The sequence below is a fragment of the Brevibacterium sp. LAARM3_SD1 genome (genome assembly GCF_057364765.1).
Window position 1 is genome coordinate 178,950 of sequence record NZ_JBNFOL010000003.1, and the last position, 23,297, is coordinate 202,246.

Annotated in this window: 18 protein-coding genes, 1 tRNA gene and 1 pseudogene; 6 read left to right on the forward strand and 14 right to left on the reverse strand. The window is 66.2% G+C overall.

All coding sequences use genetic code 11. The features are described from left to right. Positions 1 to 9 precede the first annotated feature (9 nt). Positions 10 to 471, forward strand: coding sequence for a large conductance mechanosensitive channel protein MscL (mscL, locus tag AC2W7L_RS02820; protein ID WP_486003178.1), 462 nt, complete (start codon positions 10 to 12; stop codon positions 469 to 471). A 136-nt stretch (positions 472 to 607) separates the two neighbouring features. Here the strand turns inward: mscL and AC2W7L_RS02825 are convergent, their stop codons facing one another. Together AC2W7L_RS02825 and AC2W7L_RS02830 are read right to left on the reverse strand one after the other, a co-directional pair. After that, positions 608 to 895, reverse strand: coding sequence for a hypothetical protein (locus AC2W7L_RS02825; RefSeq protein WP_486003179.1), 288 nt, complete (start codon positions 893 to 895; stop codon positions 608 to 610). Beyond that, on the reverse strand, positions 888 to 5,798 hold the full coding sequence (locus tag AC2W7L_RS02830) for a DUF4011 domain-containing protein (protein ID WP_486003180.1): 4,911 nt from the start codon (positions 5,796 to 5,798) through the stop codon (positions 888 to 890). Before AC2W7L_RS02830 ends, AC2W7L_RS02825 begins: the two co-directional genes overlap by 8 nt. Before the next feature lie 107 nt (positions 5,799 to 5,905). Between AC2W7L_RS02830 and AC2W7L_RS02835 the strand changes: the two genes are divergently transcribed. Beyond that, a tRNA-Arg gene (locus AC2W7L_RS02835) sits at positions 5,906 to 5,981 on the forward strand. 153 nt (positions 5,982 to 6,134) lie between these two features. Here AC2W7L_RS02835 and AC2W7L_RS02840 read toward each other — a convergent pair. The 6 genes and pseudogenes from AC2W7L_RS02840 to pdxH all read right to left on the reverse strand — a co-directional run bounded on the left by AC2W7L_RS02840 (position 6,135) and on the right by pdxH (position 12,917). Then, positions 6,135 to 7,199 carry a universal stress protein gene (locus AC2W7L_RS02840; RefSeq protein WP_167199018.1) on the reverse strand — a complete coding sequence of 355 codons (1,065 nt, stop codon included), beginning with the start codon at positions 7,197 to 7,199 and terminating at the stop codon, positions 6,135 to 6,137. A 182-nt stretch (positions 7,200 to 7,381) separates the two neighbouring features. Then, entirely contained in the window at positions 7,382 to 7,882 is a 501-nt protein-coding gene (locus AC2W7L_RS02845; protein WP_486003181.1) for an HNH endonuclease, read from the reverse strand. Between the two features lie 621 nt (positions 7,883 to 8,503). Next, the gene (locus AC2W7L_RS02850; RefSeq protein ID WP_486003182.1) at positions 8,504 to 9,322 is read right to left on the reverse strand and encodes a C40 family peptidase; all 819 of its coding nucleotides are present in this window, start codon (positions 9,320 to 9,322) and stop codon (positions 8,504 to 8,506) included. A gap of 460 nt (positions 9,323 to 9,782) precedes the next feature. After that, positions 9,783 to 10,469, reverse strand: a complete 687-nt coding sequence (locus AC2W7L_RS02855; protein ID WP_167199027.1) for an iron-dependent transcriptional repressor DtxR — start codon at positions 10,467 to 10,469, stop codon at positions 9,783 to 9,785. A gap of 263 nt (positions 10,470 to 10,732) precedes the next feature. Beyond that, positions 10,733 to 12,216 (reverse strand): annotated as a pseudogene (locus AC2W7L_RS02860) (aldehyde dehydrogenase family protein). A 29-nt stretch (positions 12,217 to 12,245) separates the two neighbouring features. After that, positions 12,246 to 12,917, reverse strand: coding sequence for a pyridoxamine 5'-phosphate oxidase (gene pdxH, locus AC2W7L_RS02865; RefSeq protein ID WP_486003183.1), 672 nt, complete (start codon positions 12,915 to 12,917; stop codon positions 12,246 to 12,248). A 147-nt stretch (positions 12,918 to 13,064) separates the two neighbouring features. On the opposite strand from pdxH, the gene serC reads away from it, so the two are divergent. Both serC and AC2W7L_RS02875 read left to right on the forward strand, forming a co-directional pair. Next, on the forward strand, positions 13,065 to 14,246 hold the full coding sequence (serC, locus tag AC2W7L_RS02870) for a phosphoserine transaminase (RefSeq protein ID WP_486003184.1): 1,182 nt from the start codon (positions 13,065 to 13,067) through the stop codon (positions 14,244 to 14,246). 10 nt (positions 14,247 to 14,256) lie between these two features. Further along, on the forward strand, positions 14,257 to 15,387 hold the full coding sequence (locus tag AC2W7L_RS02875; protein WP_486003185.1) for an NAD(P)/FAD-dependent oxidoreductase: 1,131 nt from the start codon (positions 14,257 to 14,259) through the stop codon (positions 15,385 to 15,387). A gap of 40 nt (positions 15,388 to 15,427) precedes the next feature. On the opposite strand, the gene AC2W7L_RS02880 is transcribed toward AC2W7L_RS02875, so the two are convergent. The 6 genes from AC2W7L_RS02880 to AC2W7L_RS02905 all read right to left on the reverse strand — a co-directional run bounded on the left by AC2W7L_RS02880 (position 15,428) and on the right by AC2W7L_RS02905 (position 19,268). After that, positions 15,428 to 15,925 carry a DUF456 domain-containing protein gene (locus tag AC2W7L_RS02880; protein WP_101554599.1) on the reverse strand — a complete coding sequence of 166 codons (498 nt, stop codon included), beginning with the start codon at positions 15,923 to 15,925 and terminating at the stop codon, positions 15,428 to 15,430. Between the two features lie 173 nt (positions 15,926 to 16,098). Beyond that, positions 16,099 to 16,260 carry a hypothetical protein gene (locus AC2W7L_RS02885; protein ID WP_486003186.1) on the reverse strand — a complete coding sequence of 54 codons (162 nt, stop codon included), beginning with the start codon at positions 16,258 to 16,260 and terminating at the stop codon, positions 16,099 to 16,101. Next, positions 16,197 to 17,375, reverse strand: a complete 1,179-nt coding sequence (locus AC2W7L_RS02890) for an MFS transporter (protein ID WP_486003187.1) — start codon at positions 17,373 to 17,375, stop codon at positions 16,197 to 16,199. The genes AC2W7L_RS02885 and AC2W7L_RS02890 overlap by 64 nt, the downstream gene beginning before the upstream one ends. 8 nt (positions 17,376 to 17,383) lie before the next feature. Continuing rightward, the gene (locus AC2W7L_RS02895) at positions 17,384 to 18,343 is read right to left on the reverse strand and encodes a DUF3027 domain-containing protein (protein WP_486003188.1); all 960 of its coding nucleotides are present in this window, start codon (positions 18,341 to 18,343) and stop codon (positions 17,384 to 17,386) included. Continuing rightward, entirely contained in the window at positions 18,343 to 18,723 is a 381-nt protein-coding gene (locus tag AC2W7L_RS02900) for a cold-shock protein (protein ID WP_167199047.1), read from the reverse strand. Before AC2W7L_RS02900 ends, AC2W7L_RS02895 begins: the two co-directional genes overlap by 1 nt. Positions 18,724 to 19,037: 314 nt before the next feature. Next, the gene (locus AC2W7L_RS02905) at positions 19,038 to 19,268 is read right to left on the reverse strand and encodes a hypothetical protein (RefSeq protein WP_101543627.1); all 231 of its coding nucleotides are present in this window, start codon (positions 19,266 to 19,268) and stop codon (positions 19,038 to 19,040) included. Positions 19,269 to 19,341: 73 nt separating this feature from the next. Here AC2W7L_RS02905 and AC2W7L_RS02910 point away from each other — a divergent pair, with 73 nt between their 5' ends. After that, positions 19,342 to 21,471, forward strand: a complete 2,130-nt coding sequence (locus AC2W7L_RS02910) for a helicase-associated domain-containing protein (RefSeq protein WP_486003189.1) — start codon at positions 19,342 to 19,344, stop codon at positions 21,469 to 21,471. Positions 21,472 to 21,607: 136 nt separating this feature from the next. Next, a complete protein-coding gene (locus AC2W7L_RS02915; protein WP_486003190.1) occupies positions 21,608 to 23,242 on the forward strand; it encodes a DNA repair helicase XPB in 1,635 nt (544 codons plus the stop codon). The last annotated feature ends 55 nt before the right edge of the window (positions 23,243 to 23,297 follow it).

A 23,297-nucleotide genomic window follows, 5' to 3' on the forward strand; every position in this document is an offset into this window, starting at 1 on the left:
GGGTCTCTAATGCTTAAGGGATTCAGAGACTTCATTCTCCAGGGGAATGTCGTCGAACTGGCAACAGCGGTCATCATCGGCGGCGCATTCACCGCCATCGTCACCGCCTTCTCCGACAAGATCATCAACCCGCTCATCGCCGCCGTCGGTGGCGCTGAGGGCCCGGCCCTGCAGATCCCGCTCAAGGAAGGTGTCCCTGAGGCAACTCTTGATATCGGTGCAGTCATCACTGCGGCCATCAACTTCCTCATCGTTGCCGCCATCGTCTACTTCATCATCATCGTGCCGATGAACAAGCTCAATGAGCTGCGCAAGCGCGGAGCTCCCGAGGAAGAAGTTCCTCCGACCACCGAGGATCTGCTCGGCGACATCCGCGAAATCCTGCGCAACCAGACCGCTTCGGTTGCTGGTCCTGCTCAGGGTCCCGCTACCGACGGACCGGTCGATCCGAATCAGCCTCCGCGGCACTGATCTTCAGCCGATCGCACAGAAGGCCCGCTCTCATCTGAGAGCGGGCCTTCTTCGTATCTCGAGCCCGTCGAGCGCTGGGAACAGCTGGATCAGCAGCTGCAACAAGATATGTCGGATTCTCGAACCGGGGCGGGTCCTATGACCAGTGCGGGGGTTTCTGCGAATGGTAGTAGTCTTCGCTGAAGCCACCGCCACCGGTCTCGGCTTCATTGCGCAGAGTGGCGCGGTATCGACGTTTCGCCGCTTCGATCCGGGCTTTCCGAGCCTCCTCGGACTCGGACTCGTCGGCGCCTTGCGCCGGTCCGTCTGGATCAGTGCCAGGCTCGCCAGTGCTGGGCTTGTCGACGCCGGCCCCTCCCTCGTCAGGTCCGACCGCCTCACGGTCCTGGTCGGCATCCTCGGCGTCGGACGGCCGCTCAGGCATCGTCGTTCTTCGCCCCCGACTTCGCCGAGGCGGTCCCGCCCGACTCGGTCTCAGCCGAATCCGTGTCGACCGTAGATTCCGTCCCGGCCGAACCATTGACAGCCGAATCGGTGCCGGCCGTGGAATCCGTGCCTGCCGAACCCGCGCCAATCGAGTCCTCACCGACCGAAACGGCGGTGCCCGAGTCCTCACCGACCGCGTCGGCGCCGGCGGAGTCGTCGTCCGCCTCGGCGACCTGATCGTTGCTTGCGGTCTGGACGAGGCCGGCGGACCGGAGCTCATCGGCGCGGATCTTGCCGGTGTCGAAGGTCGGAAGGATGTCATCTTCGACGGGCCCGGCGGAGTTAGACCGTGGGATGAACACCTCGGAGCCCGTGACCTTCTTCGCCTGTGCATGGCGTTCGCGGTAGCGGTCCACCGCGGCCTGCAATTGGGAATCGCCGCGGCTCGAGTTGCCCTTCTGCGCCAACGCGGTGCGCAGCAGATCCTTGATCTCACCGTCGCCGCGCACCACCGCATCCGACTGGATCCAGTCGATCATCTGGTCGAGGCCTTCGGCAGAGTACTTGTGCATCGGCAGACCGGGCACGAGCTTCGGGCGGCTGCCGGTGCGGCCGACGACCACGGAGGCGGCACGCGCCGCGTTGAGCACGGCCTGCGGGCTCATCGTCTCCACGGTGGCGCGCCAGGCTTCGAAGATCTTCTCGGTCTCGGTCTGCGGGTCGACGAACGCATCGGTCGACCACACGCGCATGAACTTCCAGCCTCGGCGGCTCAGCTGTTCGGGCAGCACCCGGTCCCGCTGGCGCAGGCTGCGCATCGACGCGTATTCGGGTCCGTCACCGGCGACGGCGATGATCATTCCGTGCTCGTCTTCGGTGGAGTTCGCCACGGCCAGGTCGATGCCGTTGTAGTGTTCGTGAGCGACGACGCCGAGCTGCAGCAGCCGGTCGGCGATGTCATTGAACAGCGGATCGTAGATCTCGCCGTGCGGTCCGGGCTGGTGGACGCCGCCGGTCGCGACCTCCTCGAGCAGCTGCGGGAGCATGACCGCTCCCCCGTTGAGTTTGCTGCGGTCGAAGTCCTCGGCCTCGATGCTCGAGACCAGGGTCAGCCGCTTCCTGGCCCGCGTCATCGTGGCCGCGAGGATGCGACGACCATCCGGCCCGGACAGCGGACCGAAGTCGTGGATGACGCGACCGTGGACGGTGCGGCCATAGCCGAGGGTGAAGATCACGGCATCGCGCGACATGCCCTGGACGCGTTCGGCGTCGGTGACGACGAATGGTTCCTTCGACGAATCGTTGAAGAACGCCGCCACATACGGCAGATCCTTCATCGCCCGCGAGATCGCCGTCGCCACTCGCTGCGCATGATGCGGGGTAAGCGCGACGACGGCCAATGACTCCCGCGACCGATTCCGCGCGTGCTTGAGCACCAGATCGACGACGCGTTTGACCTCGGCGTCGGGGCTCTCGACCCGACCGGTCCCGATGTCCGTGGGGCCCCTGCCGTCGGCGACATAGGAGAATTCGAGGCCGCTGCCCTCACCCGTGTGGGCGGTCGGCAGCGTCGAGATCGTCGAATCGTAGAAGTGCCGGTTGGCCAGGTCGATGAGCCCGACCGGGGACAGCCGGTAGGAATTCGACAGCCGCATCCGCGGCAGGAACTCGCCGAGGCGGTCCTGCACCGATCGCGGATGTTTCCCGTCGTCCATGCCGAAGCGATCGACGGCGATCGAGAACGGGCGCGGACCGAGCAGTCGCGAGTCGCCGAGCGAGATGACCTGCCGGGCGCGGGTGATGCCGGGAACGACATCGGCGACCGAGAGTCGTCCGGCATCGGCGATGACGACCGCGTCGAAGAGCGGCAGGGCCGAGAAGAGTTCGGGCACCGTGTACGGGCTGCCCATCCACACAGGGGCCAGAGTCGTCAGCAGTTCGGGGGCCTGAGTGGAGATCCGCTTCGTCGAGGTGTGCTTCGACAGAAGCTCCTGTTTGATCACCCCGGCGGCAATCGGGTCGGAGTCGATTCCGCGCTTCCATGCCTGCGCGTGGTTGTAACGCAGGCGGGAGGCACCGGCGGCGACGAAGGCGCGATCGTTCTCGCGGAAGCCTTCGGCGACCTGGTGGAGAGCGGCACCGTCGTGACGGCCGATCGCCGGATCTTCGCCGGCCATGGTCTGCAGCACGGAGGCCCAATAGGCGAGATCGAATTCGGGGCCGACGAGTGATTCGTCGACCTTGCGGCGACGCAGGTCGGCCATGAGGTTGCCGAGGCCCTCACCGTCGAGTTCACGCTGCAGGCGGGAGCGTTCGGGCAGTTCGGCGAGGTTCTCGGAGTCGCTGCCCATCGCTTCGGTGCGTGCCTGGAGTTCCTCGATGAGCATCGATCCGAGGTCACCGCCGTCCGGGGTGGTCTCGAGGATCGGCTTGAGCTTGGCGATGTCGGCTTCGACGCTCTGGAGGATCTCGTCGGATTCGAGGACGCCGCGCGGAATCTGCGGGCGGCCGTCGTGTCCGGCAAGGTCTGCGAGGATAACGCGCTGGGCGCGGACGTCGATGAGGGCGTCGTGGAGGTCGGTCACCTCGGCGCCGGGGCGGAGGAATTCCGCGGCTGACTTCTTCAGGCGACGGCGCTGCATCATGCCCATCTCGACTCCGACATCGGCCCGGTACTCGGGTGTGCCGGTGGCGGCGATGAGGTCGTCGAGTCGGTGGTCGTAGACGTCGGGCGCGAAATTGTCGAGTGTCTTGCGCACGCGCAGGAGCACGCGGATGGCGCGGGACCAATCGTCGATATTGCGACGCGGGTTGAGCTTCGCTTTCTGCAGCACCGGTTCGGTCGCAGAGACGAGGTCGGGGATCATCCGACCGATGCGCTCGGCCACCGTGCGTGCGGCTTCGGCTTCCTCGACGGATTTGAGGTCGGCCCCGAACCAGACGGTGTCTTCGACATCGAGGGTGAAGGCGCCGAGTCGAGCGAGTTCGCCGAGCTTGCCGCGCAGGATGTTCCGGCGGTCTTCGCTGGCGCCGAGGATGTCGTCATCGAAGCGCACCGGAGTCTGCGGGGAGTTGTCGCCGGAGGTGAGTTCGGCGAGGTGCTGCATGGTTTCGTAGACAGAGACGTCCCACGGCTTGCGCCTGCGGTGCAGGGACGAGACGTGATCGGCCAGGGTCGCGCGCTGTTCGTTGAGTTCGGTCAGCAGGCGGGAGAGGTCCGGGCGTTCGGATTTCTCTGCCGAAGCGATGAGACCGATAAGCTGCTTGCGGATGTCTTCCGAGCCGGCGCGGGTGTCGACGGCGAAGTCGGAGAGTCCCACCTCGCCGAGGCGTGCGGAGAAATCGTCGAGGGCATCGGAGGTCTGCGCAAGGAAGAGCACGCTCTTGCCGGTGTGTGCCAGGGTGGTGGCCACTGCGACGGCGACCTGGGTGGCGCCGGTTCCGGGCGGGGTGTCAACGACGACGGAGTGACCGGACACGGCGGCGTCGACGACGGCCTGCTGGTCACCGTCGACATCGATGACGAGGAATTCTTCCTGCGGCTTCCGGTCGGGAAGCGGCGTGATCGGTTCCTGGAGCGCAGCGGGAACGACGTCGTCACCGTCGGCTTCAGCCGCGGGTGCTGTCTTCTCAGACGTGGTCGCCGATCCGGCTTCGGCATCGGTCGACGTCTTCTCGCCGTCGGTGGTCGTCTCGACGGCGGACTCAGCGGCAGTGACCGGCTCTGCGGCATCGAGTGGTTCGTCGGTGATCGGCACGGTCGGCTGACCGTAGTCCTCATCGGCATCGGCATCCGCTGCATCAGCGGAACCGGCAGCTGCCTTCGACGAAGCATTCTCGGCCGCAGGCTTCTCGGACGCAGCCTTCTCACCGGTCTTCTCGCCGCTGGTTGCCGACTCATCAGCGGACTCAGCAGCATCCTCGGCGGGGTCGCCTTCTGCCGTTTCCGCAGTCTTCGTCTCAGCTCCGGACTTCGCTGCGTCCGCGGAGGTCGCTTCCGGCGCTGACCTTTCATCGCCTGCGGGTTCGGTGTCCTTGTCTGCGGATTCGGCGGCGGCGACACCGGCGACTCTCTTAGCTTCGGCACGCTTCTGCTCTGCTTCGGCTTTCTCTGCCGCTGCGATCTTCTCATCCGGGAGCACTCCCGGCTGCGGAACATAGGAAGGGCCGCCGAGCGAGGCGCGCACGTCTTCGTCGCCGGCCAACGCCCGCAGCACAGGGTGCTGGGTGGGCAGGTAGTCGGTCGAGAACGGGCTCGCGATATTCGCGAACGTCGAGATGATCAGGCGGTGATTGATCCGCAGGCCGGGTACGCTCTGCCCCAGATCGCGCAGACGGTCGAGAGCCGGACCCGGGTCGAAGCCGTGCGGGCCGCCGGTTGCGTCGACCCATTCGTCGACAGGCACGTCGAGGTCGTATTCCTCACGGAGGTGCTGGACGAGTGCCGGGTTGATCGTAATCTCGTTGTCGAGCACGATCTCGTAGTCTTCGACGCGGGATCCGCGAGGCACCAGCGTGATGTGGCGCATGACGACGGGGGCGTTGAACTTGAACTTCGAATCCTTCTCCGTCCACGAGGCGAAACCGATCGCCAGGTGGGCGGTGCGGATGCCGCGTTCATTGTCGAGCTGCTCGGCCTTCGACCGGATGGATTTCGCTCGACGGCGCGCATCGGCGAGGATGTCGTGGTCGCGGATCAGGCTGGAGAGTCGGGTGGCGCGACCGGCCAGCAGCTGTGCCAGGCCGGAGGGGTGGGCGCCGGAGAGGTCGATGCTGCCGTCACGGGAGTCCCGGAAATGCAACATGGTGTCGCGACCGCCCAGATGGGCAGCCTGCTTCTTCCACTCGGCGAAGACATCTCCGAGTTCTGGGAACTGTTCGTCTCTAACGGAATCCGACACAATTCGACCCTAACGAGAAACTGTCCATAATAGGTGCTGGCACACCGTGGAACAGTGAGGTTTCTTCTACGCTACACTGGGTGATCGTGGTTGAGGATGACCACCTGGCCCCCGTAGCTCAGGGGATAGAGCACCGCTCTCCTAAAGCGGGTGTCGGCAGTTCGAATCTGCCCGGGGGCGCCAGAACCACTTACCCGAGCAAGATCCACTTGCCGACGTCGCACCGACCCACCATCACCGAGGCGGCCGATCGATTCGATCGCGCTCGGTGATTGTCTTCCGGCCCGAAGGAATGATTCGAGCCGTGGGCCCGGGAGTCCCGGGCTCAGTCGGGGTCTAGAGCCCTGGTTCCGCCGGAGCCTCGTTCTGCTTGCGTCGACCGTGATCGCGGGCGACGCGGACGACCATCGTCGGGCACTGCGAGTACGGCAGCACCGACTGCGACGTCGAACCGAGCAGCAGACCGGCGAATCCGCCGCGTCCGCGCGAACCGATGACGAGCACTTCGGCCGTGTCAGAGGCTCTGACGAGCACCTCAGCAGGCTGACCGTCGAAGAGCGTCCAGGTGACGTCGAGGTCCGGGAACTCCTCGGCCAGGCGCTGCTTGGCGACGACGAGCTTGTCCGCTCCCTCGTTGACGAGCCGCTCGAGATCGGCGGTGCTCGGCAGCCATTCGGGCCCGATGACCGTCGTGGTGATCACGGCGACGATGTGCAGCGGTGAACCACGGCGCACGGCCAATCGGGCCGCCTTCCACAGCGCCGGGGAGTCCGCACCGAGTGAGTCGACGCCGACGACGACCTTGCCGTCGAAGCGCAGACCTTCGATCGACTCGGCATTGGGATCAGGGGTTTCGACTTCGACGCCGTCCTGTCGGATCGGCCGTGATGAGGTCGGGTGCGCGGGACGCTCGGCCTGGTTGTCCCAGCACGCGGGGACGACGACCGTCGGGCATGCGGAGTGCGCCGGCAGAGCACTCGACACCGTTCCGAGGAGGCGACCGGCGAAGCCGCCGCGACCGCGGGATCCGACGACGGTGAGGCTGCCGGACTTCGATTCGTCGATGAGCACGCCGGCGGCGTCACCGATTTCGATGACGGCTTCGACGGGGACTCCGGCCGCTTTGACCTCGGCAGCTGCTTCCTTGAGCGTGTTCGTCACGGCCGCGCGGATCGAGCTGTCGTCGATCGGCACATAGGACACGTCGATGGCGGCGGCTGCCACGCTCGGGATCGTGTAGGCGCCGACCAGGCGGATCGGACGGTCCAGGGAGCGCGCTTCTTGGATTGCCCAGGCCAGGGCGTTGCGGCTCGGCGGCGAACCGTCGATTCCGACGATGACGGCTTCGGCCTCACCGGCCGGGGCCGGGTCGGCGTTCTGGGGGCGATCCTGCTCACTCATGGCAAGCTCCTCGGGTCGAAGCGAACTTCTGTTTCGTCCACCCTAAATCACATTGCCGGTGAGAACTTCACCTATGTCACATCGTTATCCGAATTGCACCAACATTCGGACAACACCGTCCCCTATCTGGGACGATGCCGAATCTCGGCCGTGGAAACCGGAGTCCGGAACCGCCTCGGCGATCAGGCGGCGCTGGAGTATTCGAGGAACGGGCGCCACTTCTCGACGGGCTTGTCGATCCCGCGCATCCACAGTTGTCCCAGACGGGGCTCCTGCGGGAGGAAGCTGAGCTTCCATCCGATCTCGCTGAGGGTGCGGCTGCCTTTGCGGTTGTTGCATTCGCGGCAGCAGGCGACGAGGTTCTCCCAGGTGTTCGCTCCCCCGCGAGAGCGTGGGACGACGTGGTCGACGGTGTACGCCGGCTTGGAGCAGTAGGCGCAGCGGTGTCCGTCCCGGCGCAGGACTCCCCGACGGGAGAGCGAGACGCGGCGGTTGCTCGGCGGGCGCACATAGCGGGTGAGCAGGATGACGGAGGGCTGATCGAGACTCATGTGCTCGGATCTCACCGGAATGTCCTCTGCGGCCAGGACTGTCGCCTTCCCGGTCAGCACGAGCACCACGGCCCGTGTGAACGGAACGACCGACAGCGGTTCGTAACCGGCGTTCAGCACGAGAGTCTTCATATCTCGCCCCTCATCTTCTTCTCTTCTGGGCCGAAACCGGCTGCCCCGGCCCCAGGGAACACAAAAGGCGCCGTGCTCATGGGCACGACGCCTGGGAAAGAGGGCACGGAGACAGATATGTGCTCCGCACCACAGACTGGAGCGGCTATTCGAATTATTCGACTATGCCCCATCTGCTTCCCTTCGAATCAGAGGTCGACGCCACCTGGCGCCAACCGTTCATGGAACTCAATCTTCTCCAGAGTAACGCCGCGCGCGCCCGTGACCCAATTCATACGGCTCGCGTCATGGAAACTTCGGCTTGCGTTCACCGAACCGGGAGTTCAGCGCACTCACCGGAGCGGGCACAAGCGGGCGGGTGCACGGGTGGTCGCAGGCGGGCCGACACAGGCAGGCGGGCGCACGGGCGGTCGGCCCGCCTCGGCGAGGTTGTCGGGCGAATGGAGCACATGAACTGCTTCGAAATTCATATGTGGTGATCTCGATCAGTACGTACGAATTTCGAACTAGCGAAGGCTGACACACCGCCGGTGCGCGGGCTCAACTTTCCGGGCATACGAAAAGCTCCCCGTGCGACTCGAGGACCGTCGAGTCGTGCGGGGAGCTTTTCGGTGAAGAAGATCAGAGAACGCGGATGAAGGTGACGTCGCCCATCCAGCTGTAGCTGCGCTTCGAGGTTCCGGATCCGGGCGATCCGGCGTCGTACATCTGTCCGCCACCGGCGTAGATGCCGATGTGGCCGGGGTGCCAGACGAGGTCACCGGGCTTGGCTTCGGACTGCGAGACGACCTGGCCTGCGGCCTTCTGAGCACCGGAGGTGCGGGGCAGGCTCACGCCGACATGGTCGTAGACCCACGAGGTGTAGCCGGAGCAGTCCCAGCCGCTCTGACTGGTGCCGCCGTAGACGTAGGGAGTGCCGACGCCCTTGGCTGCCCAGGCGAGGACCTGCTCGGCCTTGGATCCGTCGATGGATCCCGAGTCCTTGGAGTCGGACTCACCCGAGTCGGACGATCCGCTGTTGGCGGTGTCATCGGAGGTTCCGGCCGGCTCGTCGGAGTCAGCGGAGGAGGTTTCGGCCGGCTCAGGCCTGGGCTCGGGCTTCGGAGCAGCCTCAGCAGTGATGGTCTGGTTCTCGACGCTGAAGGAGTCGGACTTCTTGTCGTCCTTCTTGCTGTTCGAGTCGTCGCCGATGGTGACGGTCTGGTTCTCGAAGTCGACCTTCTGGGTGGTCTCGGCTTCTGCGGAGACCTTGCTCTGGTCGTCGGCTCCCTGGCCGGCAGCCGGCATCACCGCGGCGGTCAGCAGACCACCGCTGGCAGCCACAACTGCTGCACGACGGCCGAAGACGCCCGAGTTGGCGTTCAGAAGTTCAGTGAGTTCGGTCAGTGGAGTCTTGACCTTGGCATCGGCGGCGCGGCGGCCATGCTGCTTAGTTGCCACGTTTTCCCTCTCGTTCCTATTGGCAACTCTGTGCCAACCGCCGCTATCGGTCCTTGGTATCTCACAGCGAGCGCGGCGCTCGGATCTCGTTGTGAAGTCGTCTTTTCGTGAACGACCTCAATAACTGTAACCAATCGGTGACTGATTGTCACGTTTTTTGTCACAACCACCGGAGGGAAACCGTGATGTTTTCCATAAAGACCCAGGTCAGAGGCTCAGAATGGCTTGAAATCTTCGTAACATTTTCTCGTTATACGACGTGACCCAGGGGGTGGGCAGCCACTCCCCGGGTCAGAGATCACAGCGATTTGTAACGAATCGGGGTTCAGGCACCCGCTCTTTCGTTACCGCTACTCGGCCTTGCCGTTACCAAGCCATAGCCCCGCCGTTATCGAGCCACAGCCGGTTCGTTACTGGGCGGAGACTCTTCGTCGTGACCGGGCGGAGACTTCTGCGTGTCTCAGGCTCGATAAGCGAAGACGTGCGAGGCGGTCTCGATCGGCAGATCGAGCACGTCCTGTGCGCCGGGCACCTGCACGGTGATGTATTCGCCGTTGCGCGAGATCTCGACGTCGCTGCCCGGCAGGACGCCGGCGACCTGGAACTGCTGAAGCAGATGGATATCGACCTGCAGCGGTTCGGCCAGCCAGGCGATCGTCAGCTTCTTCGCGCCGTCCCGGCCGACTGCCGTGGCGAGGTCGATGACGTCGGCGGTCTTCGAGGCTTCGCCGCCGATGACGTCGAGTCCGGGGATCGGGTTGCCGTAGGGCCCGGTGGAGGTTTCGGAGAGCAGCGTCACGAGCTTGCGTTCGACCTGCTCGCTCATCACGTGCTCCCAGCGGCAGGCCTCGTCGTGGACGAGTTCCCATTCGAGTCCGACGACATCGGAGAGGAGACGCTCGGCGAGACGATGCTTGCGCATCACGTCGGTGGCGATCCGTCGGCCCTCCGGAGTGAGCTCGAGATGGCGGTCGTTTCCGACGTGGAGCAGTCCGTCGCGCTCCATCCGCGCCACCGTCTGTGACACGGTGGGGCCGGAGTGATCCAGGCGTTCGGCGATGCGGGCACGCAATGGCACGATCGACTGTTCCTCGAGCTCGATGATCGATTTGAGGTACATCTCGGTTGTATCAATGAGGTCGTTCACTTCTGACCAGCCACTCCACTCTTCGTCTTCAGGTCGTTTCGACCGTTACAGGCGTTGTCACCATTTCGGGTCGTTCCGACCCTGCCCCGCCCCGCACAGGCGAACCCGTTCGCGGCCGTTGCGATCTGCCCCAATCCTATCGTGCGTTCAGCAATTCCCGTGATTCGAGGATTCGCCCCGTCCCGGAGGAGACCTCGGTCAGCGCCCGACGGCTCGACCGGGGTGTGCATCTGCCCGCTCGGGAGGAATTCGCACCGCCCGGCTCAGCCCGCGTTCGTGTAGGTCGTCTTGTGCACTGTGAAGAACTCGCGTGCCGCCCGAGCCTGTTCGCGGGGACCATAGCTCGACCCTTTCCGTCCGCCGAAGGACACGTGATAGTCCACTCCTGCCGTCGGAGCATTGACCATGACCATCCCGGAATCGGCGTAACGCTTGAAGTGGGCCGAATATTTCAGGGAGGTCGTGAAGATGCCCGCGGACAGTCCGAACTCGGTGTCATTGGCCACGGCCAACGCTTCGTCGTAGTCGGCAACCTCGATCACCGAGGCGACCGGCCCGAAGACCTCTTCGACGTTGATCGTGTCGCCCGGCTTCGTGCCCGTGACGAGCGCGGGGGCGAGGAAATACCCCTCCGTGTCCGAATCGATGAGCTCACCGCCGGTGACCTCCCCGCCTTCGGTTCGGGCCTTGGCGATGTAAACGAGGTCCTGGTCAAGCTGAGCCTGAGAGACCACGGGTCCGATGGCGACGCCCTCGGCGCGGGCGTCTCCGACGGTCAGCGCCGCCATCTTCTCCTTGAGCAGCGCGACGAATTCGTCGTGCACATCGGAGGTGACGATGAGGCGGGAGGACGCGGTGCAGCGCTGACCGGTGGAGAAGAAGGCTCCGTTGATCGCGGCCTCGGCGGCCGCTTCGAGGTCGGCGTCGCCGAGCACGACGAGCGGATTCTTCCCGCCCATCTCGCACTGCACCCTGATCTGGTGGGCCGCAGCCGATGCGATGACGGACCGTCCGACGGCGACGGATCCGGTGAAGGTCACGGCGTCGACCTTCGCCGAGGTGGTCAGTGCGTCCCCGACCACGGAGCCCGGCCCCATGACGAGGTTGAGGACCCCATCGGGCAGTCCCGCCTCGGCGAGGATATCGACCAGTGCGTACGCACTGGCGGGGACGAGTTCGGCAGGTTTGAACACGATCGTGTTGCCGAAGGCCAGAGCCGGGGCGATCTTCCAGGCCGGGATGGCGATCGGGAAGTTCCACGGGGTGATGATGCCGATGACGCCGATGGGCTCGTGCGTCATCTCGGCAATGAGTCCGGGGCGGACCGAGTCCACGACCTCACCGGTGTTGCGGATGGTCTCGCCGGCGAAGAACTTGAAGATCTGGGAGGCGCGCAGCACCTCGCCCTTGGCTTCGGCGAGCTGTTTGCCCTCTTCCCGGGCGAGCAGATCGCGAGCTCATCGGCGCGTTCGGCGATGAGGCTGCCGGCCTTGTCGAGGATCGCGAATCGCTGCTGTGAGCCGAGGTCCGCCCAGGCGGGGGCGGCAGCGCGGGCGGCAGCGATCGCCGAGGCGACCGTGGCGGCATCCGCGCGGGCGTACCGGCCGATCACATCGGACGGGTCGGACGGGTTCGTATTCGTCGACCGGTCGTCGCTGGGCACCCGTGAGCCGCCGATGAAGTTGTCGAAGACGGCGTCGGGTCCGAACTGTGTAGTGGGGGCTGACATATAGGTGCTCCTTTGCATCGTGTGCGCTGCGGCGAAGAGGTCAGAACTTAAGGGTAGAGGCGGACGACCTCCCAGGCAGAGGCATCGTCGAGGTCGGCCGTTTCGTGGCTGCCGTCGGCGCGGCGGAAAACCCAGCGGTCGTGGAACCGGTTCTGCTGGCCCTGCCAGAATTCGATCTCGAAGACGCGCACGCGGAACCCGCCCCAATGATCGGGCCGCGGCACGTCCCGGCCCTCGAATTCGGCGGCTGCGGCATCGTATTCGCTCTGCATCTGCTCCCGGCTGGTCACCGGTTGGGATTGCTTGGACACGGTCGCCCCGATCTGCGATCCACGGGGGCGCACGGCGAAGTACGCGTCCGAGTCCTCGGGGGCGGCCGCCTCGGCGAGGCCGCGGATGCGGACCTGTCGTTCCATGTCCTGCCAGGGGAAGTTCACGGCGATGCGGGGGTCGGCCTGCAGCTGGCGGCCCTTCGCGGAGTCGTAGTCGGTGAAGAAGAGGAGTCCGCGTTCGTCGAGGCCTTTGAGCAGGACGATCCGCGAGCTCGGGCCCCACTCGTCCAGGGTCGAGACGGTCATCGCATTCGGTTCGCGGACATGGTCGGCCGCCTCGTCGTACCACTGGCGCAGCAGGTCCAGGGGTGCGGTGTCCGGATGTTCGAAGACGGCAGAATCATAGGACTTCCGGGTCTGCGGGAGGCGATCGACGGGCTCACTCATGCCTTCACTCTACGACGCGGCACGGACACGAGTCAGCCGGGTCCTGCCTCGGCGGGTGCGGTCGAGGCGGGGATCGTCGAGACGGCACGTCCGTCACATGACGGACCGGTCCCGTGCGCCGGTGGGGCCCGCCGTAGAATATCGAGCGTGACTGCGACGAATATTGAGATCCCGAACGACCTTCTGCCCGCCGACGGACGCTTCGGCTCCGGCCCGGCCCGCATCCGCCCCGCCCAGATCGAGGCGCTGACCTCGGCCGCGACCGAGGTGCTCGGCACCAGCCACCGCCAGGCGCCGGTGAAGAACCTCGTCGGCCGCATCCGCTCCGGACTGACCGAGCTGTTCAGCCTGCCCGAGGGCTACGAAGTGGTGCTCGGCAACGGCGGGTCCACCGTGTTCTGGGACGTCGCGGCCTTCGGCCTCGTCCGCGAGCGGGCCGCGCACGCGACCTTCGGCGAGTTCGGCCAGAAGTTCGCGAAGGCCACCGACACTGCCCCGCATCTGGCTTCCTCCCTTATCCTCAATGCCGAACCGGGCACGGCTGCGATCCCCACTCCGGAGGCCCTGGCTGCCGCTGGTCTCGTCTCCTCCCCCGCCGGGGCGACCACCGGCGCTTCCGCCGCCGACGTCTTCGCATGGCCCCACAATGAGACGTCGACCGGCGTCGCCACCCAGATCACACGTCCGGCCGGGATCGCCGAGGATGCCCTCGTTGTCATCGACGCTACCTCCGGTGCCGGCGGGCTGGCTGTCGACATCGCCGAGACCGACGTCTACTACTTCGCCCCGCAGAAGAACATGGGCTCCGACGGCGGCCTGTGGGTGGCGATTATGTCGCCGCGCGCGATCGCCCGCGCGCAGGAGATCAAGGACTCCGGGCGCTGGATCCCGACCTCGCTCGATCTGGTCACCGCGATCGAGAACTCGGCCAAGGACCAGACCTACAACACCCCGGCCGTGGCGACCCTGCTGCTGCTCGCCGAACAGATCGAGTGGATCAACGGCAACGGCGGCCTGTCGTGGGCGGCCGAGCGGACCGCGGAGTCCTCCGGGCTCGTCTACGACTGGGCTGAATCCGCCGAGGCGGCCCACCCCTATGTCGCCGAGCCGGCCGACCGCTCATCGGTCGTCGCCACCGTCGACTTCGATGAGTCGGTCGACGCAGCGGCCGTGGCCAAGGTGCTGCGAGCCAATGGCGTCGTCGACGTCGAGCCCTACCGCAAGCTCGGCCGCAATCAGCTGCGCATCGCGACCTTCGTCTCCGTCGACCCCGACGATGTGCGGGCCCTGCTGGCCTGCATCGACTTCGTCATCGACGCACTCAAGTAACGCGACCGACATGCCTGCACACACCGTCGACAGCTCCGCCCGCGTCGGCATCATCGGCAGCGGAATCGCCGGGGCCAGTGTTGCCTTCGGCCTCGCCTCCCGCGGGGTCGACGTCACCATCGTCGACGATGCCATGGCCGGGCAGGCGACAGCTGCCAGCGCGGGGATCATCGCACCGTGGGTGTCGACGAGCACCGGTGCCTACTACGAGACGTACGCGGCGGGAGGGAACTTCTATCCGGCGTTCCTCGAGGCGCTGCGTACGCTCGGCATCCCCGACCTCGGCTATCGCAGGTCCGGTGCCCTCGTCGTCAACAAAGACCCGGGGCCCCTCGCCGAGGCGGCTGCGACCATCCGTTCTCGTGTCGCGCCCGCGGGGACCGTCGCGGGCGAGGTCCATGACCTCGATGCTGCGGAGCTTCGCGAGATCTTTCCGCCGATCGCTCCGGACATGACCGGACTCCTCATCACCGGAGGCGGCCGTGTCGACGGGCGGGTTCTGCGCGATGCGATCCTCACCGGAGCGCGCCTGCATGGCGCCAGAACGGTCGCAGATTCTGCACAGGATGTCACCGCATCGAGCGCGGGCACATGGTCGGTACGCACCACCTCGGCGACGGAGGACTTCGACGCCCTCGTCATCGCAGGTGGGGCGCGGAGTGCCGAGCTCCTCGGACGACTCGGCCACGCTGTGGGGATCGTCCCTCAACGTGGTCAGCTGCTCCATCTGGAGCTGCGCGGAGTCAACACATCGCCGTGGCCGACGATTCACCCTCTCGACCATCACTACATCACACCCTTCGACGGAGGCCGCATCGTCGCAGGCGCCACCAGGGAGGACGGGGTCGGCTTCGACGTCCGCGCCACTGCCGCCGGAACGCAGCAGGTCCTCGACGACGCGCTGCGGATCGCCCCGGGCCTCGCACAGGCTACCGTTCTCGAGACCCGCGTCGGAGTGCGCCCCATGTCGACGCGCGAGGGGGCACTGCCGTACGCGGGTGCGGTGCAGGGCGCGGACGGACTGTGGCTGGCTTCGGGATTCGGCGCCGGCGGACTCACGATGGGCCCACTCATCGGCGATGGTGTGGCCAGACTGATCCTCGGCGAAGAAGCACCGGAGATCGCCCACCTGGCTCCGTGAGCGGTGCTCTGCCGGTGATCGTGAAGGGTCCCAGCTGCCCTCAGCCGAAGAAGTGGATAAGCACGCCGATGCCGAAGGTGATGGCGGCGAGCATGGCGAGGATGAACTCGATGGCAGCGCCGAGGCCGATCGCCTTGATCGATTCCCAGCTGGAGTTCCACGCCGTCTTCCCGTCCTTGAGGCGGGCATACTCGGCAAGGTAGAGGCCGCCGACGAAGCCGATGGGCAGGCCGAGCACGGGGATGACGAAGAAGCCGATGATGGCGAGCACCCCGCCCAGCAGCACCGAGGAGTTCGGCACCTGCATGGATTTCAGCTTGCGACCGGTGAGCACGAGTGAGGCGCTCATTCCGGCCGCGACGAACACGGCGACGATGGCGAAGATGATCCACGCGGCCGGTCCGCCGATGATGATCGCCCAGATGAGCACCGCGATGGCGATGAGAATCGACCCGGGCAGCACCGGCACGATGATGCCCAGGCAGCCGACGAGGATCGCCAGGCCCACGAGCGCCGAGGTGATGATGTCAGTTGTCACAGTCCGTCCGTTTCCTTTGGGCGACCCTCGAATCCCTCGCCGAGGCGTCGACCGAAATTCTATGACACGAACCTCCGGGCCCGCCCAGTGCGGACCCGTTCCGAGCACCGCCGTCCACACAGACCTGACCCTGCCGAACGCCTCCCAGCGGACAAGCTGCCCGCCAGGCCTCGTCAGTGCCCGGTGCCGCCCGGTGGTCGGCCCTGATAGCTCATGTGCAGACGGATCCGCGACTTCGGATCCCGGTGGAGGCGCAGATCCTTGGCCGTGATCATCCACAGCAGCCCCACCGCGAAGGCGATGATCCCCGAGGCGGCTCCGACGCCCAGCGCCATCCGCGGTCCGAAGGCATCGGCGACCCATCCGGCCAGAGGTGCCCCGATCGGGTGCCGCCCATGACGACGGCCGCGTAGATCGCCATCACCCGGCCACGGTAGTTCGGGGCCGTGGTCGTCTGCACATAGGCGTTCGCCGAGGTCATCATCGTCAGTGAAGCGAAGCCGACGAACATCAGCGAGGCGGCGAAGAGATAGTAGTTCGGCATCAGCGATGCCACTCCGACGGCCACGCCGAATCCGCCGGCGGCTCCGAAGATGAACCGCAGCCGGGGCTTCTCCCGCCTGGCCGAGGCGAGCGCGCCGGTCACGGACCCGATGGCCATGACGGAGTTGAGCAGGCCGAAGCCGCTGGCGTCCTTGCCGAACTCGATCTTCGCCATCGTCGCCGTGTAGATGTTGAAGTTGAATCCGAAGGTCGCAACGATGAAGAGCACGACGAGTACGACCGTGATGTCCGGGCGCCTGCGCAGGTATCTGAGTCCTCCGAGGACTCCGCCCGTGCCGCGCCGTCCAGAGGGATGCAGCTGCGACTTGTCGAGGCGGATGAGCACCGTGAGCGTCGCCGCGAAGCCGAGGCCGCTGATGAGGAACACGGGACCGGGGCCGATGACCGCGGTGAGCACACCGGCGACGGCCGGGCCGATCATGCGGGCGCCGTTGAAGGACGCCGAGTTGAGGCTGACGGCGTTCGGCAGCAGCTTCTCGCCGACGAGTTCGGAGACGAAGGCCTGCCGGGCCGGGTTGTCCAGGGTGGTGAGCATCCCGAGCGTGAACGCGAGCACGTAGACGTGCCAGAGGACGATGACGTCGGTGATGGTGAGGACGAAGAGGACGAGTCCGATGAATCCCAGCAGCGCCTGAGTGACCATGAGCAGTCGTCGTTTGTCGAACTTGTCGACGAGGTTGCCCGCGAACGGGAACATGATCAGCTGCGGTCCCAGCTGCAGAGCCATGGTGAGGCCCAACGCCGAAGCGTTGTTGTCCGTGAGCATGGTCAGGACGATCCAGTCCTGCGCCGTGCGCTGCATCCATGTCCCGGTGTTGGAGATCAGGGCACCGGCGAACCAGTGCCGGTAGTTCGGCTCCGACAGCGACCGGAACATCTGGGACATCGAGTGTGTCAGCCCTCCTGGAACTCGAGTTCGCCGGAGTAGTCGTCGACGACGGCTTCAGCGGGCTCGTGATCGGGCTTGCGCACGTCCGTCTCCGAGTGTGCTCCGCAGCCGGATTGGAGTCCGACCACGCGACCGTCGAACGGTGACCACGCATTGGCGCAGACACCGAACTTCTGTCGCAGCGATCCGGCGATCGGCATGAGGTAGCCGCAGCTGCCGCAGTTCGCCGATGCCCGGGAGGCGAATTCGCCGTCGGGTCCGGCGTCCGAATCGGCCCAGCGGCTGGCCGCGGCGCTCAGCCCGTCGGAGGAGAGCACGCGTTCACGACCGACACCGAACTCGAAGTTCGCGATCTGGTCGACGTTCTCAGCCGAGTTGTCCTCGGTCTGCTGGAAGCCCGGCTGCAGGTTCGGGTCCTGGTCGAGCTTCGGCAGGGTGTCACGCGGACCCATGTCACCGGGTTCGAGTCGTTCCTCCCACGGCACCCATTCGGGGGCGACGAGGGCGTCGGGTCCGGGCAGCAGCGCGGTTTCGCAGACCGTGACCTTCTTCGCGCGCGGGGCGCGGGCGAGCACGGCCACCCACCGCCAACCGCGGTAGGTCGGGTCGGTGCACACGAAGTAGTGGGTGACCAGGCGGGTCGCCTCGGCCACCGTTCCCAGGTGTTCGCCGACGACGGCAGTGCCGGCCACCTCGGTGATGGCGGTGCGGGCGATGTCGATCGCCGCCGCCAGCTGGGTGTCGAGGACGACCTTCTCCGTGCTCGACCGGCCACGGCCGGTCTTCGATTCCTTCGCCGAGGCGGTCGTGCCGGAATCCCCAGCGACCGCACGTGCAGCGGCGGTCGTTTCACCCGCGGCGGCGGGCGCGTCAACGCCCGGGGTCGCCTCGGTGGTCTGTTCGGCGTCGTTCTCGGCGGGCGCGGCGGTCTGCCGGGCCAGCCAATCACTGAACAGTGATGACATCAGGACTCCAAATCGTCGGCAATCGCCCGCAGCAGGCTGGCGACCTTGTTCCCATGGGTGGGGTCCGGATAACGGCCGTGCTGCAGTCCGTTGTTGAGGTCATCCAATACTTTGATGACATCTTCAACCATAACTGCCATGTCCACGGCCGGACGTCGGCGGGCCTTGGCAACCTTGGCCGGAGTGTTCAGGGGGCGGGCCTTGAGCACCTGCGCTCCGCGGCGGGAATCGACGACATCGTATTCGAGTCGGGTGCCCTTGGTGACTTCGAGTCCTTCGGGCAGCACGGAGGAATGGAGGAAGGCCTGTGAGCCGTCCTCGGCGATGACGAAGCCGAAGCCCTTGTCGGCATCGAACCATTTCACGCGTCCGGTGGGCATGATGTCCTTTCTGTCTGGTCGTACCCGCGGTGGCGGGCTGATCGTACGGTGCCCGCTGCTGCGGGCGGTATTGTGCGTGGGGCCGAGCGCCGTCGTGGTCGCGCGGCCATGTAATCCTGGATCTCGTTCATCCGGGTAGGTCGTGAACACCGTGGGGGTGAACTCACTATCGGCGGCGGGAGATCACGGGCACGTGCGCGCTGGGGTGGTCGGCCGCCTCGGCGAGGTGGGGATCCGCACGGCCTTGATCACGTTGTGCGGTAGTGGCTCATGCCCGTCCCCGAACCTGCGAAGGTGAGGCATGAGTGGTGGTTTCAGCGGTGGCCCACCCCGGTCTGTCTGCGTCGGATGGCGGCTCGGATCATGGCCACGCAGGCGAGGATGACGGCAATGGGAACGAGGATCATGGGCAGGTAGGTCAGCAGCGGACTGGGCGTCAGTCCCATCCAGGCCTGGCCGAGGACGCCGATGAGGCCGAGCGCCCCGATGGCTGCGGCGGCAACCGCGGCGACGACGATGGTCGTGTCGACTCGAGTGGCTGACAATGCGCGTCCTTCCGACTGATCTCTGATCCTATTCTGCCCCTCCATTGTACCCCTCGCGATAGACTGATCTGCGATGTCAATGACCTTCAGCCAGTGGCTGTCCCACAGTGCAGATGCCGACTTCGAGTCCTTCATCCGGACCCGACGCGACCTCCTCCAACCCGAGTCCCCGACGATGGCGGCCCTGGCCGCGGCCGCGTCCTCACGCATCGGGGTCTCACGCGGCATCGAAGCCCTCGATGCGCAGACGCTCGAGGTCTTCATCTCCTTGGCCAAGGCGGCCCGGACGACGCCGGAGATCGAGATCACGGGCAATCCGCACATCGACCCCTCCCTCGCCGAGGCGGCACTCCCCCGCCTGCGCGACCTCGGCCTGGCATGGCCGGCCGGTGGGTCTGCGGGGTCTGGTGGGGCTGCTGGGTCTGCTGGGGCCGCGGTTGGGGGCGTGTGGAAGATCCAGTCGGAAGCCATCACCCTGCTGCCGACTTCTGCGGCCGAATCCTCCCGGGCCTACCCGTGGCAGATCGATGGGTCCGCAATCGATTCGTCCACGGCCACGATCGGCCAGCCGCTCATCCACAACAGCGAACAGGCCGCCGTGGCCGAGGTCATCTCGTCCCTGCGCGGACTCGTCGATGAACTCGCCGCCTCCCCGATCTCCCGGCTGACCAGCGGCGGCATCTCGAAACGGGATGTCTCCCGACTCGCCCGCAGCCTCGAGCTCAATCTCGAGCAGACGATCACACTGCTTCTGGCGGCGAAGTCGCTGCACCTCATCGGGGTCCTCGACGATGCCCTCGACCCGCAATGGACGGCCGCCGATGACGCCGATTCCGCCCTCGCCGGCGACCGTGCCGAACTGTGGGCCGCACTTGTCGGGGCCTGGCTGCGCGAACTGCTCGATGTCACTCAGCTGGCGGCAGGCGCGAGCGAGAACGAACGCCTCACCGTGCTCGCCGCCCCGAAGAAGTCCCTGTTCAAGGGGTACGGGCTGTCGGTGCCGGCAATGCCGCTGCTACGCTTCGCCGTGCTCTCGGTGCTCCACGACATCGGTCTGGGATCGGCACGGTCGGCCGGATGGATCCACGCCGAGGTGCTCCGACGCCACCCGCTGCTGCCGGCACACGAGTTCGCGATGACCGAAGCCGTTCTCCACACCTGCGTCACCTTCGGCCTGGCGACGACACCGCTGCAGCAGCCGGATCATTTCGGGCCGAGCCGGTTCGGCTTCCGCCTGGCCGCGGGACTGGATCGGGCGATGGCCGAGCACGCCGAGCAGGACCCCTCGATCCTGCCCCTGGGTGTGTCAGTCGAAGCCCTGACCGTGCCCGGGGACGTCATCGCCGCGGTCACCGAGGGGCTCGGCGCCGAGGTCGACACCGTGCTCATCCAGTCCGATCTCACCGCCGTGGCCACCGGCCCGATCGAACCGCGGGTCCACCAAATTCTGCGCAAGTATGCGGTCGTCGAGGCTCGTGGTCAGGGCACCGTCTATCGCATCGACGCAGAGACCATCGAGGACACGATGCAGGCCGGTCTCACTCCGGAGGAGGCCTTGGCCGAGCTCGCCGAGATCAGTGCCGAAGAGCTGCCGTCGACGCTGGAGTTCCTCGTGCAGAACACGGCGTCGAAGCTGCGCCGGGTGCGGGTGGCAGGGGCTCGGGCAGTGCTCATCGTCGACGATCCGGTCGACCTCGATGTCATTCTCTCCGATCAGGCGATGATGCCGGCCGGACTCGAACGCCTGGCCCCGACGGTCGCGATCGCCCAACTCGGACCGGAGCGGACGATGCATCTGCTCGAAGCCGGGGATCATCATGCTCTGCTGCATTCGGCGGCCGGACCGGTGCGCAAGCGTCGAGTGATCACGGAATCGGAACCCGAGGTCAGCGTCAGGCGACGTCCGCGGGTCAGTGACGGCCACCTCGGCGAGTACATGCGGATCCTGCGTTCGGCACCGGCCGCGGCGGCCGCGCAGGTGAGCACGGATGAGCCCTTGGGTCATATGGACCGGCTGCGGGAGGCCGCGGAGGCGAAGCAGCGCGTGCTCATCCGGATCGCCGATTCGCAGGGCAAGGAGCGGACGATCGAGATGCTGCCGGCCACCCTCAACGCCGGCCGCGTCCGCGGAGTGGTGACGACCACCGGAGCCGAGGCCTCCCTGGCCGTCGCCCGCATCGTCTCCGTAACCCCCTCCCCCTAATTGCTACCTGACGGCGTCCCAGCAACCTGGCGCCAGGTATCTGGGCCCCCGTCAGGTAGCTCGGAGCGGGAACAATCGGGGTGATGGACGTGTTGTGTCCTCTGGTGTCATCACACTTCGGGAAGGGAAGTATTGAATGAATGGTCCGTTGATCGTGCAGTCCGATCGGACTGTGCTGCTGGAATCGGGACATCCCCTCGCCGTCGAGGCGGCCGTGGCGATCGCCCCGTTTGCGCAGCTGTCGCGGACCCCGGAGTACATCCACACCTACGAGATCACTCCGCTGGGACTGTGGAACGCACGCGCCAGCGGTCATGATGCCGAATCCGTCGTCGACGTGCTCCTCGAATTCGCGAAGTACCCGGTCCCGCACGAACTCCTCGTCGACATCGTCGACATCATGGACCGTTTCGGTGTGCTCACGCTCATCGACCATCCGATCCACGGGCTGACCCTGACCGCAACGGAGACGGGACTGCTCGACGAGCTCGTCGGCCAGCCCGATCTCGTCGGAAAGTTCGGCAAACGCATCGATGCCGAATCCGTCCTGGTCCACCCGTCCGAGCGCGGCGAACTCAAGCACGCGCTGCTGCAGCTGGGGCATCCGGTCTCCGACCATGCCGGCTATGTCGACGGCGAGGCCCACGAGATCTCACTGTCCGATGATGCCCACGGCGGTCAGTGGCATCTGCGCGACTACCAGAAGCAGGCCATCGACCAGTCGCTGTCCGGTGAGTCCGGGGTCGTCGTTCTGCCCTGCGGTGCCGGGAAGACGATCGTCGGTGTCGCCACCATGTCTCGCGTGCAGACGACGACGCTCATCCTCGTGACGAACTCGGTCTCGGCCAAGCAGTGGAAGGACGAGATCCTGCGCCGCACAACCCTGACCGAGGACGAGGTCGGCGAATATTCGGGATCGACGAAGGAGATCCGCCCGATCACCATCGCCACCTACCAGGTGCTCACCACCCGGCGGAAAGGCTCGTACCTCCACCTCGAGCTCCTCGATGCCAAGGACTGGGGTCTGGTCATCTATGACGAGGTGCACCTGCTGCCGGCACCGATCTTCCGGCTGACGGCAAGCCTCCAGGCTCGTCGTCGCCTCGGCCTGACCGCGACGCTGGTGCGTGAGGACGGACGCGAGGACGAGGTGTTCTCCCTCATCGGGCCCAAGCAGTACGAGGTGCCGTGGAAGGAACTCGAACGGCTCGGGTACATCGCCTCGGCCGCCTGTCATGAAGTCCGCGTCCGCCTCGACGGCGGAACCCGAACCGCGTATGCCCGCGCCGACGGCGAGGACAGGTACCGGCTGGCGGCGACGTCGGATGCGAAGCTGACGATCGTGTCCGAGCTCGTCGCCGATCATCCGGATGCGCAGATCCTCGTTATCGGGCAGTATCTCGATCAGCTCGAGGAGATCGGAGCCGAACTCGGTGCGCCCGTGCTCACCGGGCAGACTCCCGAGTCGGTGCGCCAGGAGCTCTTCCGTGAGTTCCGGTCCGGGGAGATCCCGGTGCTCGTCGTCTCGAAGGTCGCGAACTTCTCCGTGGACCTGCCGGCCGCCTCGGTGGCGATCCAGGTCTCCGGAGCCTTCGGATCCCGGCAGGAGGAGGCCCAGCGCCTCGGACGGATCCTGCGGCCGAAGGAAGACCAGGGCTCGGCCACGTTCTACACCGTCGTCGCCGCGGATACCGTCGATGAGCACTTCGCCGCTCAGCGCCGCCGCTTCCTCACCGAACAGGGCTACAGCTACAGCATCGAAGTCCGCTGACTCCCCTTATTGCTACCTGACGGCGGCCCAGCAACCTGGCGCGAGGTTGCTGGGC

Coding starts and splice junctions, on each gene's coding strand:
- mscL (WP_486003178.1), top strand. CDS start 10: ATGCTTAAGGGATTCAGAGACTTCATTCTCCAGGGGAATGTCGTCGAA.
- AC2W7L_RS02825 (WP_486003179.1), bottom strand. CDS start 895: ATGCCTGAGCGGCCGTCCGACGCCGAGGATGCCGACCAGGACCGTGAG.
- AC2W7L_RS02840 (WP_167199018.1), bottom strand. CDS start 7,199: ATGAGTGAGCAGGATCGCCCCCAGAACGCCGACCCGGCCCCGGCCGGT.
- AC2W7L_RS02845 (WP_486003181.1), bottom strand. CDS start 7,882: ATGAAGACTCTCGTGCTGAACGCCGGTTACGAACCGCTGTCGGTCGTT.
- pdxH (WP_486003183.1), bottom strand. CDS start 12,917: ATGAGTGAGCCCGTCGATCGCCTCCCGCAGACCCGGAAGTCCTATGAT.
- AC2W7L_RS02875 (WP_486003185.1), top strand. CDS start 14,257: ATGCCTGCACACACCGTCGACAGCTCCGCCCGCGTCGGCATCATCGGC.
- AC2W7L_RS02885 (WP_486003186.1), bottom strand. CDS start 16,260: ATGGCGCTGGGCGTCGGAGCCGCCTCGGGGATCATCGCCTTCGCGGTG.
- AC2W7L_RS02890 (WP_486003187.1), bottom strand. CDS start 17,375: ATGTCCCAGATGTTCCGGTCGCTGTCGGAGCCGAACTACCGGCACTGG.
- AC2W7L_RS02895 (WP_486003188.1), bottom strand. CDS start 18,343: ATGTCATCACTGTTCAGTGATTGGCTGGCCCGGCAGACCGCCGCGCCC.
- AC2W7L_RS02900 (WP_167199047.1), bottom strand. CDS start 18,723: ATGCCCACCGGACGCGTGAAATGGTTCGATGCCGACAAGGGCTTCGGC.
- AC2W7L_RS02910 (WP_486003189.1), top strand. CDS start 19,342: ATGTCAATGACCTTCAGCCAGTGGCTGTCCCACAGTGCAGATGCCGAC.
- AC2W7L_RS02915 (WP_486003190.1), top strand. CDS start 21,608: ATGAATGGTCCGTTGATCGTGCAGTCCGATCGGACTGTGCTGCTGGAA.